Source organism: Candidatus Eisenbacteria bacterium, assembly GCA_030017955.1.
Lineage (GTDB): Bacteria > Eisenbacteria > RBG-16-71-46 > JASEGR01 > JASEGR01 > JASEGR01.
The window spans coordinates 1-17,604 of sequence record JASEGR010000060.1 but is presented as its reverse complement, the minus strand read 5'-3'; the positions used below and the strand labels follow the sequence as shown (position 1 = coordinate 17,604).

11 protein-coding genes are annotated in these 17,604 nt (G+C 53.3%); 7 read left to right on the top strand and 4 right to left on the bottom strand.

Annotation, left to right across the window (positions count from 1 at the left end):
- Positions 1-243 precede the first annotated feature (243 nt).
- From QME66_09905 to QME66_09895, 3 genes are all read right to left on the bottom strand, one after another.
- On the bottom strand, positions 244-1,506 hold the full coding sequence (locus QME66_09905) for an MFS transporter (GenBank protein ID MDI6809280.1): 1,263 nt from the start codon (positions 1,504-1,506) through the stop codon (positions 244-246).
- Between the two features lie 3 nt (positions 1,507-1,509).
- Entirely contained in the window at positions 1,510-2,694 is a 1,185-nt protein-coding gene (locus QME66_09900) for a cytochrome c3 family protein (protein ID MDI6809279.1), read from the bottom strand.
- A 241-nt stretch (positions 2,695-2,935) separates the two neighbouring features.
- Positions 2,936-4,993 (bottom strand): cytochrome c3 family protein, encoded by a 2,058-nt coding sequence (locus tag QME66_09895; GenBank protein MDI6809278.1) that lies wholly within the window; start codon positions 4,991-4,993, stop codon positions 2,936-2,938.
- Positions 4,994-5,372: 379 nt separating this feature from the next.
- On the opposite strand from QME66_09895, the gene QME66_09890 reads away from it, so the two are divergent.
- From QME66_09890 to QME66_09865, 6 genes are read left to right on the top strand one after another with little or no spacing between them, the layout of a single operon-like run.
- Positions 5,373-7,418 carry a cytochrome c3 family protein gene (locus tag QME66_09890; GenBank protein MDI6809277.1) on the top strand — a complete coding sequence of 682 codons (2,046 nt, stop codon included), beginning with the start codon at positions 5,373-5,375 and terminating at the stop codon, positions 7,416-7,418.
- On the top strand, positions 7,405-9,159 hold the full coding sequence (locus QME66_09885; protein MDI6809276.1) for a cytochrome c3 family protein: 1,755 nt from the start codon (positions 7,405-7,407) through the stop codon (positions 9,157-9,159). Before QME66_09890 ends, QME66_09885 begins: the two co-directional genes overlap by 14 nt.
- Before the next feature lie 20 nt (positions 9,160-9,179).
- The gene (locus tag QME66_09880) at positions 9,180-9,872 is read left to right on the top strand and encodes a cytochrome b/b6 domain-containing protein (GenBank protein ID MDI6809275.1); all 693 of its coding nucleotides are present in this window, start codon (positions 9,180-9,182) and stop codon (positions 9,870-9,872) included.
- Positions 9,873-9,879: 7 nt separating this feature from the next.
- Positions 9,880-10,938: a cytochrome c3 family protein gene (locus tag QME66_09875; GenBank protein MDI6809274.1), complete on the top strand. Its 1,059-nt coding sequence runs from the start codon at positions 9,880-9,882 to the stop codon at positions 10,936-10,938.
- 15 nt (positions 10,939-10,953) lie between these two features.
- Complete coding sequence (locus QME66_09870) at positions 10,954-11,904, top strand: cytochrome b/b6 domain-containing protein (protein ID MDI6809273.1); 951 nt, start codon at positions 10,954-10,956, stop codon at positions 11,902-11,904.
- A 24-nt stretch (positions 11,905-11,928) separates the two neighbouring features.
- Positions 11,929-13,449 carry a hypothetical protein gene (locus tag QME66_09865; GenBank protein ID MDI6809272.1) on the top strand — a complete coding sequence of 507 codons (1,521 nt, stop codon included), beginning with the start codon at positions 11,929-11,931 and terminating at the stop codon, positions 13,447-13,449.
- A 249-nt stretch (positions 13,450-13,698) separates the two neighbouring features.
- Here QME66_09865 and QME66_09860 read toward each other — a convergent pair whose 3' ends face one another.
- Positions 13,699-15,312 carry a transglutaminase domain-containing protein gene (locus tag QME66_09860; protein ID MDI6809271.1) on the bottom strand — a complete coding sequence of 538 codons (1,614 nt, stop codon included), beginning with the start codon at positions 15,310-15,312 and terminating at the stop codon, positions 13,699-13,701.
- A gap of 388 nt (positions 15,313-15,700) precedes the next feature.
- On the opposite strand from QME66_09860, the gene QME66_09855 reads away from it, so the two are divergent.
- Complete coding sequence (locus QME66_09855; protein ID MDI6809270.1) at positions 15,701-17,413, top strand: hypothetical protein; 1,713 nt, start codon at positions 15,701-15,703, stop codon at positions 17,411-17,413.
- Positions 17,414-17,604 lie beyond the last annotated feature (191 nt).

Below are 17,604 nucleotides of genomic sequence, written 5' to 3'. Positions count from 1 at the left end.
CAAAGGGGACATTTTCCCTTTGCAGTTAAGGGGACATATTGACTTTGCTTAAACACAAGGTTCAAGTGAAGAAGATGGTCCCGCTGCGGCAGGACGAACCCCCTCACCCTACCCTCTCCCCAAAGGGGGAGAGGAACAACCGCCCTCACCCTGCCCTCTCCCCAAGGGGAGAGGAACAACGCCCCTCACTCTGCCCTCTCCCCAAAAGGGGAGAGGAACAACTCCCCTCGCTCTGCCCTCCGCTTATGCGTCAGTCGGAGTGCCTATCGGGACAGAAACCGGTGTCATCTCCATTCTTGGGTGATCAATGGCCGGCGAGAGTCTCTTCCCGATGGCCAGAAAGCCGATTGACGCAGCGACGCCTACCACCCCGATCACGCCCCAGACAACAAACGGCTGGCCGCGACTTCCTTCCATGGCAAGCCCGCCCACGAGAGGGCCGAGAGAATGGCCGAGAGAATCAAAGAGACCATAGACTCCCATGTAGCGGCCGTATTTTTCAGGTGAGGACATGTTGGCAACCAGGGCGAGTGAAGCGGGGCTCACCAGGATTTCTCCAAGCGTTACCACGATCATGCTTGCTATGAGACATCCAAATCCTGTGGCGAAAGCTGCAGAAAAGTACCCAAAAGCGTAGAGCAGGGACCCCAGGGCCATCACCCTCGACATACGGAATCGCTTTAATAGTGCCACACACGGAAACTGCAGGAATACGACCATGAGGCCGTTCAACGTGAAGAGGTAGCCAAGCTGAATCTTGGAAATTCCGACCCAGTCCACGGCATACACCGAAAGAGTAACCATGAGCTGGCCCGCGACAAGAAAAAGAAGCAAGGAATTCAGATTGTAAGAAAGGAAGATCTTGTCATGCACGATCTGAGCCATCTCACGCAGGCTGGTTCTTTCGGAGCGAGTTCCTGTCCCCGAATCCTTGAGCCGCGCAAGCAAAAGGAAAAGGACAATGACAGTGACAATGCCAGAAGTCAGGAAAAGGAATGCATAGGAGAAGGATGCCAGAAATCCTCCCATTGCCGGTCCGATTGCCCATCCGAAGTTAATGCCTATTCGTAGAAGGGCATAGGCCTCCTGTCTCCGGGCCGGCGGAGTCACATCGGAGATCATCGCGCTGGCTGCCGGCTCGAAGAGTCTTCCCGAAAACATGCCAACGACAATAAGAGCGGCAAGAGGAAAGAATCCCAGATCTTTCAGCACGGCCAAACTCATAAGAAAAAACGTGGACGCCCTGATCGCAAGAGAGGAGACCAACAATCTCTTTCTTCCGAAACGATCTGAAAGTTCGCCCCCGACGAGCTGCCCCAGCGCCCCCGCAACACTCGAGGTGAAAAACAACATACCGATTGCAGCCATTGGGATTTTCATTACGTTATGCATGTAGATGCTGAGGAATGGAAAAACGATTGAAAAACCGAAGGCAGTGAAGCTTCTGCAGGCAACAAGTATCAGAACACGGCGGTCGTGATTGCGAAGTACGCTGAGCGCACTCAATCTTCAGTCCTTGCCGTGGCAGTACTTGCAGAATCCGTCCGAGAGGTTTCTTCTGGCGTAGTCGTGGCACAAATAGCACAGCACGTCTGAACTATTCCTCGTGTGCCATTCCTCTTTGCAGAGATTCTCGGCTACTTCTCTCCCGTGGACTCTCAGGTCATTCCCTCTCCCGGCACGTTTGTCTGTGTGGCATTTGAGGCACGCGGCATCGGTTGGAAAATCTCCTGTTTCGTGGCAGGACACACATCTCTCAGCGTTCGTCATTGCAAGCTGGGCGTGCCGTCCTCCCCCACTTCCATATCCTCCTTGAATCCCCCAGTCTCCTCCGCCATGCCAGGCAGGTTTCGGTGCAAGCCTGGTCCTTCCAAAAACCCCCTCTTTCACATGGCATCCCTGGCAGAAATCTCTCTGAAAGTGGCAGATGATGCATTCTCTGGTTCTTCCAACAGCGTCAATCGGGTGAGTGTAGCGATAGTTCATCTCATGCGTTTTCTTGAGTGCATGCCCCCCACTCTCAAGAGGAGGCTTGAGAAGGCCGGAGATATCCTTCTCGACTCTCTTTGCCCTGAAGACGACTCCACCCATGTGACATTCCTGGCAGAAGCTCTCTTCGTGACAGATAGCGCAATTCTCGCCGGTCCGTGACGCAACCTTGTGATTCGTTTTCCAGCTTGCGTTGTGAGATTTCGGCCTCAAGCCCTCGGTTGCCGCATGACACTCATTGCACTCTTTTGCTGCATCGATCCCGTTGTGGCACGAAGCACATTTTTCCATTGAAGGGAGTCCCATGAGTCTGCCCTTCTTCTTAAGGACATGGCAGGTCTGGCAGCCAATGTCTCTTCCTGCATGGGCTCCGTGTGAGAAGACTATTCCCCTGGGTGGATTGGGGAAAGGAGCGGCCTCGTCAGGATTGAGGTGACACAGTGAGCACTCGTCCGGAATCTTCTCTCCGTTGTGACAGACAAGGCACATACCCATCCGGGGGAGGTTGTTATCCGCCGCCTCGGAGCTCTCAGTTACTGTTATGTGACACCCCGTACACGCGACGCCGCGTTTAAGATGCCTTAAATGGTCAAAGCCGATGATCTTGTCCTGCTGACCAGAAAGAATTGCCGAAGCCAGAAGGCAGACGAGCAGGATTGCAAGAAAAAACATCGACCAGGTCAATTTCTTCAGTTTGATTGGCATCTTATTTCGCGCTGGAGTAACAATTGAACTTCAGGAGAAACCTTTTCTTGAAGTCGCGGAATGGGTTCATCGGGAACTCAGTTTCTATATCGACAACAGCCGGCAAAATATCTCTCAAAGTTCTGTCAGGAGAGAGACGGGCGGAGTCACGTCCTGAGTGCAGAGTCGGAGCCGTACTTGCCGGCCTTGCAGCGTTCGAGCGCCGGATGAAAATGTGACAGCCAGGAACCACGAAAACTCGTCAGTGCTTCACGGCCTGACCGGCAAGGCCCCAAAGTCTGTCTTTCGCATCGCCGAGCAGCTTGAGTGCAAACTCAGGGTTGTGCACGCCCTTCACTTTCGAGACCATCGCATAGTCCTTCTTTGCCTCGTTGAGAATCGAAAGTGAATCCCGGTTCAGTCGTCTCTTCTCGCAGGATTCAATCAACTTCCCAAGAGCATTCCTGTTTGCCTCAATTTCTCCGTTCCAGTCCTTCAAGATATCTCTGTAGTCTTTTGAGTGGCACGACTCACATTTTGATGCAACCTTGCCCATCGAATGCCTCTCGGAAAGTTCATGACAGTCTGTGCAGCCCAGGCCGGCCATGGAACTGGGCGGGGGGCCCTGGATAAACGATGCTGTTTCCTGGTGGCACTTGGTGCAATCAGCATCTTTCTGTTTGTGATGACAGGCCATGCAGTCACCCTTGGTCATATCCTTCCTTAGCTGCCTGTGATTCTCGACGGCATGGCAGCCGGCGCAGGGAACATTCCATTTGGAACCGTGGTCTGCATGAGGCAGCCGCTCGCCCTGGAAGACCACTTCGTCGGGAGTCTTGACCCCAATTCCCGAGTGGCAAAGAGTAGCACAGTAGGTTCCATTCAGAATTCTGTTTCCCTTGAGCGAATTCGGTTCAAGCGCAAGTTTGCCCCTCGCCTGGTCGAGCCAGTCATCGGCAACTTCAAGGAGTCTTGCGGCATAGTAGATGTTATGCGCTCCCTTCGCCAGGGAAACAAATCGTATGTTGTACTCAGCATCATCGATGAGTTTCTGAATGGCGGGTGACGCCTTCTTGCCCCTAGCAAGCTGCGCCCTTGTCTCACTCAGCTTGGGGTTAAGCCTGGCAAGCGCTTCCTGAGTTGAGTTTTTCCACACACTCAAGAGGCTCCCGTACGATTCCCCATGGCACTTCACACACCCCGCTCTGGAAGGGACAAAAGTCTGACCTTTGAAGTGGGCTGCTTTCCCGGGTACCATCTTGAGGTCGTGGCAGGCAGTGCAGTCCACCCCCGTCAAATACATGAGGTCCGGCATTGACGGCACTCCTTTCCCCCCCACGCCCCGGTACATTTTCCCGTGACCTCCATGTTCTCCGACATGACAGACGCTGCAGTCATACTCAAGGGGCTCACGAGCCGTCTTCACCTCATGCTTCACTTCCAGATGGCACTGCGTGCACTCTATTCCATGCTTTGTTATATGGTTGTCGTGGATAAACGTGATGTCGTCGTATTTAGCCAGCCTCTCGGGCTCGTTGTGGCACGCAAAGCACCTTTCCCTTGGGGCATTACCGTCACCCTGGACTATGTCAAGATGGCAATCCTGGCACCTGACACCAGGCCTCTTCACAAAATCCTTGTGCTTGTATGTAGCTTCGCCGATCGTGAACACCTTCTCCGAAGGTTCGTGGCATGAAGGGCATCCGCCAATTGGCTCAAGTTCTCGTCCCTTCCTTTCCCCTTTGAAATGGCAGAGGAAGCAGGTTGTTTCGGTCACCTCTATATGCGTGCCAATGACGATTTGGGAGTGGCAGCTTGTGCACCGAAGTTTCTTGCCTCTCTGGAGATGAAGAAGATGCGGTTTGTGGTCGAAGACTATCCCTTTCTTGAAAGTCACCTTGCCTTCAAGCAGTCTCTTAGAATGGCAGCCGGAACGCAGGCAGCTCGCATCCTGTATTTCTGCGTAAGGTTTGGGATTGTATGTTCTCGTTATGTATTTGACGACCTGGGCGCTGGCTTGAAACTTGAGCCAAATAGCTCCTTTCCTGTCGGGGGGGTAGTGACACTTGACGCAGGCAACTTTGTTGTGGCCGGAAGTCTTCCACGCATAATAGTAGGGCTTCATGATGTGGCATGAGTCACAGAAGCGCGGGCTAGTCGAATACTCGATCAGTCCCGCCGTTGCGAGGACAATCAAGATGCCTATCCCGGCAAGCCACTTGAAGAAACGCGGCCTGAGGTGAATGTGGAATCTCCTGTCCTCCGGCGTGTCGATACCCAGAAAACTGAGGAAAGCTCTGCCTCTCTTTTTCCTCTGCATCACGCCTCCGCCTGATTCCTTTTTGCCTGCGTCTTTCCCATCCGGCCTCTCTGTCTCCGCCGCGATTCACAACAAAAGAGGTGACTCGGCTGAGGATACACGGAACCTTCCCTGTTAGGCAACTGCAAAGAGCGTTCACTCGTCCAAGAAGGGAGTCCAGAGATTTTCAGAAAGTCGGTCCAAGGACATCTCCAAACCCGCCTCCTGCACGACCACACCTCCGACGCCGGAATACCCAGGAACTAAAATCGTCTTGAAAGTTGCAGTGATTTAGTGTAGCTTGTGCCGGAGTGGGGCCTCGGGTTTCAGCTCTCCTTCCACCCGATTTATCTTGATATATGTCTTACAGGTCCCGGAAACGTACGCGGAGGGGTTTGGGATGCCAATCACAAGGAGATGGAGTTCCTCCGGCAATGCAGCTCTCCGAAAGCTCATTGGCGCGGGAGTACTAGTTTCCTTGCTAATTGCATCCGGTCCCATTCTCGGTGGGTCTGGAAACTCCCTCGCGGCATCGCAAATTCAAAGTGCTTCATGCGCCTCCTGTCATTCAACTAGCCAGCCTGCCCGAAAGAAAGCCGGCAAGGCACCTCCATTCGTTGACGCAAGCATCCTCAAAGGCTCCATCCACAGAAGTCTCAGCTGCACTGCATGCCATGAGGGTATGGGAGCAGTGCCGCACCCCAAGAAACCGCCGAGACCTACATGCGGAAAGTGTCACGGCAGGGAGAGCCGTCTTTTTGACACGGGCATTCATGGTCAGGAGCTCAGAAAGGGAAATCCGAAAGCACCCGAATGCTATTCCTGCCACGGTTCACACAACATAAGAAAAGCCGCCGACAGACAGTCTTTGGTTTTCCCTGCGAACCTTCCGCGGGTCTGCGTTAAGTGTCACCTTGAAGGTGTTGAGAAAGGGCGGGAGGCCTTTCGCCAGGAAACCGGCCGGCACAGAGAGCCGTTCCCTTCGTACCTGAGCAGCATCCACTGGAAAACCCTGGAAGAAAAAGGAATCATGGGAGTGGCACTCTGCAACGACTGCCACGAAAGTCATGACCTGAAGCCCATGAGTGATCCCCGTTCTCCGATAAACCGCAAGAACATCCCTGAGACTTGCGGGAGATGTCATATCGGGATTCTCACTGTGTACAACGCCAGTATTCATGGTCAGGCCATGAGGGCAGGAAGAGCGGATGCTCCGGTCTGTACGGACTGCCACGGCGAGCACACTATAGAAACGGCCCGGGAGAAATCCTCCACCATATCTTCAGCAACAATAAGCAGGACGACATGCCCGAGATGCCACTCGGCAGAGAGAATTGTTGACCACTACGGAGTGGTCTCTCAGAGAGTCACGAGATTTCTTGATAGTTACCACGGTGTCGAATCACGAGCCGGAAGGCCGGTCGTGGCTAACTGTGCAAGCTGTCATGGAACGCATGACATAAGAGCCTCGTCTGATCCGCTTTCGTCAGTGAACAAGGCAAACCTTCCCCATACTTGCGGCCAGTGCCATCCCGGGGCAGGCGCCAACTTCGCAAAGGGAACCGTGCACGCGTCGAAACAGAAGGATGCCGTGACGATGATTGTGCGGAAGATCTATTTCTGGCTCATTCTTCTCACAATCGGAGGCATGCTCGGCCATAACACTGTTGTCATGGGAAGAGAGTTCGTCAATAGCTACAAGAAGCACAGAGCGGACTCGGCAGTGCGGTTTTCGAAGAGCGTGGTGATACAACACATCCTGACGAACACGAGTTTCTCGGTTCTCGCCATCACCGGCTTTGCTCTTCACTTCCCGGATGCGTGGTGGTCTTCTTGGCTTGTCAGAGCTGAGACTGGGGCCGTCTTCCGGGGATTTCTCCACAGACTTGCGGCAGCGGTGCTGACGGGAGTCTGCCTTTACCATGTCTATTACGTGATCAGGACCGGGCGGGGAAGGAAAGAAGTCAGGGAGATCTTTCCGTCCTTCAAAGATGCCAAGCATGGCTTGTTGCTGCTAAAACGTGCCGCCCTGGGCACTCGCGAAGACATTGATTTCGGCAGATACATCTATGCCGAGAAGCTGGAGTACTGGGCACTTGCCTGGGGAACGGTCGTTATGATGGTGACGGGATTTCCGATGTGGTTCCCGGATGTCTTTATGCGCTTCTTCCCCAGGTGGATTCTTGACCTCTTAAGGGCAATACATTACTATGAAGCTTGGCTTGCCGTTCTCGCAGTTGTCGTCTGGCACTTCTTCCATGTCATGTTCCATCCGGAGACTTATCCAATGAACTGGACATGGCTGACCGGAAGGATGAGCATTGAGGAGCTCAAGAAGCGCCCCCGGGAGTATGAGAGAGTTGTTCTTGCCGGCAAGAATACCGATGGATCTAAGTCAGCTCATACAAAGGATTCGCCCGCGGAGAAGGATCGTGGGAGAAAATGAGAGGAAAAAGATGATGCGTTTCTTCATCCCTGCTCATCGGACTGCGGACTTGGGGCTGGCGGTTCCGCCGTTTTTCTCGCGGGCTTCTTGCGCTCTGATTTTCTTTCTGGGAATCACTCTCATGCCTGCGCTCTCATTCTCGCTGGTGACGGATGATGAATGCATGGAGTGTCATTCAGACAAGGAACTCGTAACGGAAAAGGAAGACGGGACTCAGATTTCGCTTTTTGTGAACCTGGGTGTGTTGAACGCATCTACCCACAAGAAGCTCTCCTGTACGTCCTGTCACGGGGAAATTTCTTCGGTTCCTCATGACGAAAAACTTCCAACCGTGGCATGCGAAAAATGCCATGCTTCAACCGGAAAGAAACTTGCTGCAGGGCACCATGTCAAGATTAAGGGAGGCTGCAAGTCTTGTCATGGGACTCACGGTGCGGCCGATCCGCGTTCCCCTGCGGGCGGGCGGGTACTTGCCGCCCTTTGCCTTGACTGTCACAAGGACGGGAAGGACGTGAGTTTTCGTCAAAACGCTCATTCCAAAGCACCACGGCAAGGGGCCCCTCTGCCTGCTTGCTCATCATGTCACGATGCGCACACGGCAAGGGAACCCAAAGGAAAGACTTGCGCATCCTGTCACAAGAAAGTTGTGGCCGAGCTTGCGTCAAGCATCCACAGTAAGGGATTGGGGGCCCGCTGCATGGCCTGCCACAGGGAGCATTCCGTCCGATCGGGCGCGGCAAGAATGACGAAAGGCGACCTCACCTCATGCCAGCCGTGCCACAAAGATGAGGCCTTGTCTTATCTGCGAAGCATACACGGAGTCCAGCTTGCCCGTGCGAATCTCGATGTGCCAACCTGTTTCACCTGTCACGGCGGGCACAAGATTCTTGGTCCGAAGAATCCGCTTTCACCCGTCTCCCACACGCGAATTGTGAAACTCTGCATAAGCTGCCACGAAGACGAGAAGGTGACTGCGAGACACGGAAAAATGCCGGCTCCGGCGGTGATAAAAGCTTACGAGCAAAGTGTGCACGGAAGGATCCTTGCAACTCAGGGCCTTCTTGTCGCACCAACATGCACAGATTGCCACGGAGCGCACGACTTGAAACCTGCCGACGAGCCAAAAAGCAACGTAGCAAGAAAAAACATACCTGCGACCTGCGGCAGGTGCCATCTTCTCATCTATGAAAAATACCAGGAGAGCGTTCATGGTGAAGCTCTTCTTAAGGGAATCATCGAAGCCCCAGTCTGCACGGATTGTCACGGCGAGCACTCGATCGAACTCAAAGGAGTGATGGCGTCCAAAGTCTCACCGGAGAACATACCTGAGACATGCTCGCGCTGTCATGAAGAAGTCGGGATCGTTGGCAAATACGGACTCTCGGCGAAGAAGCTTGAGAGCTATAGAGACAGCTTCCATGGCATTGCGAACAAGTACGGCAAGGCAGTCGTGGCAAACTGTGCCAGCTGTCACGGATTTCACGACATAAGACCATCGAGTGATCCGCGCTCGGCAACGAATCCTGCAAATCTTCCGGTGACGTGCGGGAAATGCCATCCCGGCGCCGGCGAAAACTTCGCCAGGGGGAAGATTCATTTTGAGGTGACACGCAAAGAAGCGCCCGGAGTCTATTTTGTGCGGTTATTCTACACATGGTTCATAGCAGTACTTGTTCTGGGATTTGTGATTCACATAGTCCTTGATCTTCTCGGAAGAAGAAGGAAAAGACGGATCGGCTAAGGGGGTTCGATAGAGAATCCATGAGACCGGAAAAAGAGGTTTTGAGATTTTCCCGGGGGCAGAGGATTCAGCACATAATCCTTTTCTCCTCACTTATTGTTCTGGCACTGACGGGCCTTGCTCTCAGATTCCATGAGAACCTGGTAGCCAGAACTTTAATAGCCCTTGAGGGCGGGATTGAATTGCGAGGTCTAATCCACAGGATAGCCGCAGCGGCGCTTCTTCTTGTTGTGGCCGGCCACTTCATCCAAATTCTTTTTGGTGAAAGGGGACACAGGGAGTTCATGGCCATCGTGCCGCGAGCGAAGGATATCAGGAATTCCTGGACAGCTTTGAAACACAACATGGGCATCTCGAAGGAAAGGCCGATGTATGACAGATATACCGGGCTGCAGAAACTTCAGTACTGGGCCGTGGTCTTGGGCGTAGGCATCATGATATTAACCGGTTTTCTTCTCTGGTTTCCGAGCCAAGCGATGGCAGTGATGCCGAAGTGGTTGATGGACATCACATTGATTGTACATGGATATCAGGGAACACTCGTGTTCATGGTCCTTTTTCTGTGGCATCTTTATAACGTTCACGTACGGTTTGGAAGGCCTTTTTTCAACTGGGCCTGGCTTACCGGAAGAATTCCACTGTCCGAATTGAAGGAGATTCATCCCGCCGAGTACGAAAGACTTCTCAGGCAGGGGGAGCTCAGGGACGAATAGACTGCCGATGCCAAGAAGCTTCTCATTCCTGTTTGTCGGACTCGTCGCCGCTTCTCTCTCGCTCCTCGTTCTATCATCGAAGGATATCCTGGCTTTGACGAAATGCACTATCTGTCACGGTAAAAGAGAGTTGAGAAAGATCCAGCCCACAGGCAAGTTGGTTTCTCTTTATGTCGACGAGTGGGTGCTCCAGAATTCCGTTCATGCAAAACAAGCGTGCACTGACTGTCACTCGGACGTCGTTGAGATACCTCACAAGGGAAAACTTGTCGAAAAAGTGAACTGTACGCGATGTCACTACAGGGGTAATCCGGCTGGAGCGCCCCAGATGGTCAAGTACACAGAGTATGCCGAGAGTGTCCACGGCATTGCGGCGAGAGCGGGAAATCAGAAGGCTCCAGTCTGTCAGGATTGTCACGGTGCGCATAACGTGCGAAAGCATGCGGACCCGCAGTCAGGAATGTGGAGAGGAACGATTTCTGAAACGTGCGGAAGGTGCCATCTGGAGGTCTACTCCGTTTACAGAGAGAGCATTCATGGGAGGGCCGTGAAGGAAGGAAAACTTGACTCTGCAGTCTGCACGGACTGCCATGGGGAGCATTCAATAAAGTCGCCCGAAAACCCCGAATCGACGGTCTATCTAACGAACATCCCGCAGACTTGTCCCAAGTGCCATGCCCCAAAGGGGATTGCAAGCAAATACGGGATAAAGACGGGGCAAGTCAAGACTTTTGAGGACAGCTTCCACGGAATCGGAATCAAGTTCGGAATGAAAACCGTGGCCAGCTGTGCAAGCTGCCACGGCGTCCACGACATCAGGGCGGCGGACGATCTACGCTCAACTGTCCATATCAAGAACATTCCGACCACTTGCGGGAAATGCCACTCCGGAGCCAATATCAACTATGCAAAGGGGAGGATTCACGTTGACCCGAAGAAGAAGGAATCCGGTGCTATCTTCTATGTGAGTTTCTTCTTCAAGTGGCTTACCATTTCGGTGATGCTTGGCTTGCTCGCACACATGGCCCTGGATCTGTCGAGAAGGGCAAGAGAAAGAAAACGCTAAGAGAGTGAGGTTGAGTTGAGACGGAACCCCGGGAAGAATACCGAAAACGACATGCTGCGCGAGCTCGACCTCGACATAGAGAAGACGCTCAGAGATACGATCGAACGCGAGTTCAAGGGCAAAGTCAGCACAGAGTTGGAGGAGAAGCTAAGAGAGAAGCTGAAGGCCGAACTCTCGGATGAAGTGAGAAATCGTGTTCTGAGAATCAAGGAAGAGTTGGAAGCAGAGCTGTCCAAGAAGGAAGAGAAGCCAAAGGAAAAAGAGTATCTTAGATTCGGCTTGTCCTTCAGAATTCAGCACTGGGTGCTCCTCGGAAGCTGTCTTGTCCTCATTATCACCGGGATTCCCCTCAAGTTCCACGAAACCGGCTGGGCACGTGTCTTCTTTGGCTTGATGGGAGGTGTCAAAACAAGCGGGCTCATACACAGGGTCGGAGCGGCAGGACTTGGCTTTGTTGCCGTTTTTCATGTCTTTTATACGTTTTTCTCGAGGGAGGGAAGGCACGACTTCAAAGAACTGATTCCGCGGCCAAAAGACTTCCTGGACTTCTTGACGATGGTGAAATACTTCCTGGGTATCTCAAAGACCAAACCGCGCTTCGGAAGATTCAGCTATGTCGAGAAATTTGACTACTGGGCGGTGTATTGGGGCATGGTGATAATGCTCGGCTCGGGGATAATCCTTTGGTTTCACAATGCCATATTGAGGGTCTTCCCGAAATTTGTTGCAGACATTGCGAGAGAAGCGCATAGTGACGAAGGTCTCCTTGCCACGCTTGCAATCATCATTTGGCATTTCTACAACGCGCACCTGAATCCCGACAACTTCCCCATGAATTGGGCATGGATCACGGGACGAATAACGGAGTCAACGATGCTGCATCATCATCCAATCGAGTATGAGAGAATGATCGGGGAAAAAGTTGCAAAGGGGATGAAGGAAAGTGAAAACGTTAAGAGCTCCTGAGATTCTCAAAAGGGCTGCCGCACCGTGAGAAGAGTCCTCAAGAACAAAGCGTTCTGGGTTTTTGCCGCCATGATCGTCCTTGCTGTTGGGCTCTCTTATTCTGCCCGCAGGACTCGGGAATCTACGTTTTGTGGAAACTGTCACTACATGGTCCCTTACATAAAGCAGTGGAGAACATCATCCCACCGGATGGTCGAGTGCACAAGATGCCACGACTATCCCCTTTCAAGGCTGCTTATTTCCAGTCTCAAATACGCGACAAAGACCTACAATCAAAGACCGAGGACAGAGGTCAAGAACAGCAGCTGCCTCCAAAAAGGTTGTCACGCAGAGGGATTGCTCACGGCCAAGGCTGCGTTCAGGGGCGGCATTGCGTTTGACCACTCCCTCCACCTCAACAAGCCAAAACGGGGAATGAAGCTCAGTTGTACGAGCTGTCACTACCAGATAGTCCAGGGCGAGCATATGGCCGTTACGCAAAGAGTGTGTTTCCTATGCCACTTCAAGACGGCTGGAAAGGGTGAGTCTGCGACTGGATGCCCCTCATGCCACGCCATGCCGAAAAGGAGCGTGGAACACGAGGGGTTTGCCTTCAGCCATGAGTCATATCTGAAACTCGGAGTTAAGTGCAAGCAGTGCCATGTAGAAGTCACCTCTGGATACGGGGATGTTCCAGAAGAAAGATGTTTTTCCTGTCATGTGGAAAGATTCGAGAAGATGAAGGATGTTCCGCTGATCCACGAAACCCACATTTCGAAGCACAAAGTCGATTGCCTCATGTGCCACACTCCGATTGAACATGGGAACGTCGCCATGGTGGGTCCGCTCGAAGTCAGGTGCGAGAGCTGCCATCTGAAACTTCACGATGCTGAAAAAGAAATGTACATGGGGATTGACGGCCAAGGAGTGCCAGACCTTCCGAGCAGAATGTTTGCAGCGCAGGTTTCGTGCAACGGATGCCACATCCACGCGACTGAATCCGGAGAAGTCCTGTTTGGCGAGAAGCGGGTAGAAGCGCAGAGGGAAGCATGCGTCTCATGCCACGGGAAGGGTTATGACCTGATGCTTGACGACTGGAAGAGAGTGATGAGGAAGGCTCAGGCCGAGTGCAGGGCGAAGCTGAAGGATGCAGAGGCGATTGTCCGTTCTTCCGGCGTCGGGGGTTCCCAAAAGGTGAAAGCTTCCGGCCTCCTGGAGATCGCTGAGTTCAATTGCGACTTTGTTCGGGCAGGAAAAGGTGAACACAATGTGGAACATGCAATCAAGCTTCTCAGGAAAAGCGTGTTGTCTGCAGATTTGGCCGTGAAAGAAGTCGGCGGTCAGACCGGCGCCTCGGTGAGCCCTATTCTAGGGTTGCCTGACGGCTACTGTCTTCCTCTGTGCCACAGAAGAACCAGCTCACCGGAGAAGGTGAGCTACAAAGGGAAAAACCTTCCACACAAATTCCACATCGAAGAAGCCGGCCTCGGGTGCGGCGCTTGCCACTCAGTCGAAAAGCACAAAGCGCTGGACGTGAAAGAAAAAGTCTGCAAAGACTGCCACTAAACAAGTGTCGTGTCCGTAAATTCCTTGTCTACGTGTTTACCCCAGGACACGACACTTTCATAGGGGCTTGCCGCCCCTCTGACGCTTCAGGATGCTCCTACTCGTCGCATCCCTCCACTGTCACCCCTGAGGGGGTCGGCCACGACCCCCTCATACCCCCTGGCAGTGTGCCTTGTGAAACCCACTGTATTTCGTCAAGCGATTCCTGGGACGGCACACTCCGGCAGAGGGAGGCCGGGGACCTCCTGCCTATTTCGCCGGCGACCACTCGCCTATGGACTCCGCCCGGACTTTGCACCTGCCAAGAGAGGTCCATCGTTCATTGGAATTGTATGTCCATTCGAGATATTCCGATCCGCCGCCGCTTGTCGTTGTGATCAGATAACGGTTGTTCAGATTACCGATGGCATTGGCCTGCGCCGACGGGCTTGGGTTGTCACCGCCGGAAGGATCAACCGGAATCCACCCGTAGTTGGGAAGATAGACTTCAACCCACCGGTGGAACACGTCATCATCCGAGGCATCATCGCCCCTTATGACAACAGAGCCGACATATCTCGCGGGCAGTCCGCTGGCAAGGCACAGGGCGATATATACGAAGCTGTACTCCGAACAAGAACCTGTTCCCCTCTTCAGCACGGTCGGCGCAATATTCCATCCGCCTGCCAACTGGTACTCCATGTGACCGATCACGTAGCTGAATATCTTTCTGGCGATCCAGTACGGATTGGTTTCATCCCCAACTGCCTCCTTGGCAGACTTCTGTATGAAAGGATCGCTGAGAGAGTATTTGGTATCATCTGCCAGATATTTGTCCGTGATTGACTTGGGTATGTCTTTCAGTGAGCCCACCATCTCCGGAAATATGAAATACCTTATCTTGTAGAGCCTTGTTTTGACCTTCATGCTCACCGAGGAGAATTTGGTGGCTTCAAGATTCTGGAATTTGTAGTGTGCTACTTTCTGTCCCCAGCGGTCCGTCAGGAAATCATTGGGCGGAGGATAGTACTCGATCTGCCCGACAATTTCCTGATTGTTCAGATTCTCCGGCACTGCTAAATACACGTCCAAGTCTTTTATCACACCCGGTCCATAGTTTCTGACCTGGTTGGTGTATTCCAGAAACTCCAGCTTCTCATCGCTGCGGGTAAAAGTCTCTTTTCCGCGCACAGTCAGTTTATAGACCTGATCCGTTTGGTAATCGACATTCCACAAGCTCGTGCCGTCCCAGGCAAGCCCCCGGGCATATGGACCTGGTGCATCAAAAAACAGAACAACATCTCCGTTGTCCGGAGTAACCATGTAGATCATGTTGCTTATCCGGTCGGAGACCCAGAGGTATTTCCCATCATAGGCCAGTCCGGAGGGATTGGATGAAGGGGCAGGTATGCTGGTGATCGTGGTTCCGTCATCCGTGCTGACTTGCTGGATTTGCTTGCCATTCAGATCCGTGATCCAGAGAAATTTCCCATCCCAGGCCAGACCGTCCGATGTCTGAGACGGAGAGGTCAGGGTCTTAACAGCGAGGCCGGTCTTGGCATCGATCTGGAAAATCAGATTGTCCTCGGCATCCACGTTCCACAGAAACTTCCCGTCCCAGGCCAGGCCCAAAGGATGAAATCCTGGCGAGGAAAGAGAATCGACGACTTTTCCATTGTCAGGGTCAATCTTGTAAAGCATGTCCGTCTTGCGATCACAATTCCAAAGATACTTCCCGTCAAACGTCAGGCCGGTTGGGCAGGAGCGGGGAGTGGGAAAAGATTTCTCCACGTCACCAGTGGCGGCGAAAACATACGATGCCATGCTGATCGCCACCCACCCACAAGCAAGCAAGCCGAAAATCAGAGACTTTGATTTCTTCATGGCTTTCTCCTTTCAGGGACCCGGAGCTTCACCGCAGTGATACGCAGGAAGGAAAACAAAGATCAGGAGAAAAAGCAAGGTTCTTCTTGGAGATGTCCTTTCCCTCCTGCCGAAAATGTCGATCCTTCTTGAACTCGCTCACTCGAATTTGCGAACTCGGCCTGCGGCCTCAGACAGCGCAAATTCGCCCCCCTCGGGGTCGCTCCCTCGTCCAAGAAGGGAGCCCAGAGATTTTCGGAAAGTCGGTTCAAGGACATCTCCAATCCTACCTGCTGCACTTTTTCTCAGCCGAGGCGAAGCGGAGATCCTAATGATATGATTAACTGGTGCGACATTAACGGAGATGACGTATATTCCGTCCTGGATATTCGGGTCGCAAAGAGAAAGGTTGCACACGATGCTGGGGGGATTCAATCACAACTTCCGTTCGATCTCGTCTACGCCGGGTCGTGCGGTTGATCCGTCCGAGGCGACGAAACGAGTTCGCCGCCACTCCCTCGTTCTATACGGGCTGATTCTGCTCCTGGGCCTTCTCTACCTGCTCACATTTTCCCATGTCAGCTCGCTGGATGCCCTCTACTACTTTCACAACTACGAACAGGGCGGCCTGAAAAATCTACTGCATCCTCATCACCTTGTCTTTGAATTTTCCGGGAAGGGATGGTTCGAGCTCTGGCGCGGGCTCGGTTACACCGGCAGGGTCGATTTGCCCGCCAAGACACTCAGTTTGGCCGCCGCCATAGTCGCTCTTGTCATTTTCGCAAGAACGCTTGCGCTAGTTTTTGGCACGGGATTTCTGACTCCCGCACTCTTGCTGGTTTTCGGATTGAGTTACAACATGTGGCACATGGCTACCGAGGCTGAGCCTGTCATATTCTTCATACTTTTCTCCAACTCCATTCTCTACCTTCTGCTTCGCCTGCTCCTCACCGGAAATGCGCGGCGCTCAACGGGATGGGCGCTCGGGCTTGTCAATGCGGCCGGGGTGCTCTTCCACCAGGAGCTGATCCTGGCAATTCCATTCTGTCTCGCAGTACTCTGGAAACGGATCGAACGTCCGTTCCGCACGCGCACGCTGCTGACGTACCTCGGCGTGACCTGTGGAATCATATTGTTGGCGTACTGGCTCGCGGCAACTCTTGGCGCGGGAGCCCGGGGCCTTGGTGGAATGGTCCACTGGGTCACGAGCTATCGAACCGAGTTTGCAGCAGGGTGTGGCCGGTTCAGTCCCCAGACCCCCGTGAACACGCTCCGCGGAGCAGCTTCCATGTTCCTGGGCGGAACTGCGCTAAAGGGCTGGCTGAGTCCGGGCTCGGCCATGAATATTCGCTTCGTTCTTGCGTTCTTGCCTTTCCTGGGGCTGGCCTTGGCAGTTGTCTTGAGTCTTGTATCCGCATTCGCACGGCTTCAATCCACCAGGATTCCAGCCCCGGGGTTGGTCATACTCCTTGTCGTCTGGCTTGTCGTATTCGCGGGTTTCGCCGCATGGTGGATGCCGCAGAACCGGAATTTCTGGGCACCGGTACTTCCGGCCCTGGTGCTGCTCTGCGGATTGGGACTTGAGACGGCGTCAGGCAGGAGCGCGGCGTCACAATGGCGGCGGATCGCACTCGTTGTGTGGATTCTTGCTCTTTTGGGTGGGAATCTTTTCGGAGGAATTCTCCAAAAACATTCACAGAGCGATGCCAGGCAGGAACTCGCAGTCAGACTCAGCCGGATTTGGGAGAAGGGAGACTTGCTGCTATTGCCGCTGGATCGAACGTGCCTAGCGATGACTTTCTATCACCCGGAGATCCGGTGTGTCGGACTTGAGCCCGGGTTGGTTCAGCAGGGCACCAGGTTGGTCGCGGGGATGCCGGCACTTTCGGACACAGAGGCGGATTCTACTTGGACGACGGCTGCAAGCGCTGCGTATCAAACCATGTTGAGCGGAAACCGGGTCTTGGTATCCTCGGACCTCGTGCCGCAGTTCGCAATGTATGTCTCGAATTTCATGCCAGCCGGCAGCCAAACGCGCCTGGTTGACCTTTTCGAGTTCTCCGATTCAGTTGTCCCGCAGGACCAAAAGAAGCTTTTCGAGCTGCGCCTGGAACCGAGGTAAAGAAGCCCTCTCCATTTCAACTGACGATCTTTAATCTACTAATCTGCGAACACAACGCTCTTTTCATGAAGAGCAGATCCGCGGGCGTAGGGTGGATTTCGGCAGGAACGCAGGCTGAGGAATTGAGTGATGTGAGGAATTGAGTGATGTGAGACGATAACCGTGTTTGCATGGGGTCCTTGCTGATAAGA

Coding starts and splice junctions, on each gene's coding strand:
- QME66_09900 (MDI6809279.1), bottom strand. CDS start 2,694: ATGCCAATCAAACTGAAGAAATTGACCTGGTCGATGTTTTTTCTTGCA.
- QME66_09895 (MDI6809278.1), bottom strand. CDS start 4,993: ATGCAGAGGAAAAAGAGAGGCAGAGCTTTCCTCAGTTTTCTGGGTATC.
- QME66_09890 (MDI6809277.1), top strand. CDS start 5,373: ATGCCAATCACAAGGAGATGGAGTTCCTCCGGCAATGCAGCTCTCCGA.
- QME66_09880 (MDI6809275.1), top strand. CDS start 9,180: ATGAGACCGGAAAAAGAGGTTTTGAGATTTTCCCGGGGGCAGAGGATT.
- QME66_09875 (MDI6809274.1), top strand. CDS start 9,880: ATGCCAAGAAGCTTCTCATTCCTGTTTGTCGGACTCGTCGCCGCTTCT.
- QME66_09860 (MDI6809271.1), bottom strand. CDS start 15,312: ATGAAGAAATCAAAGTCTCTGATTTTCGGCTTGCTTGCTTGTGGGTGG.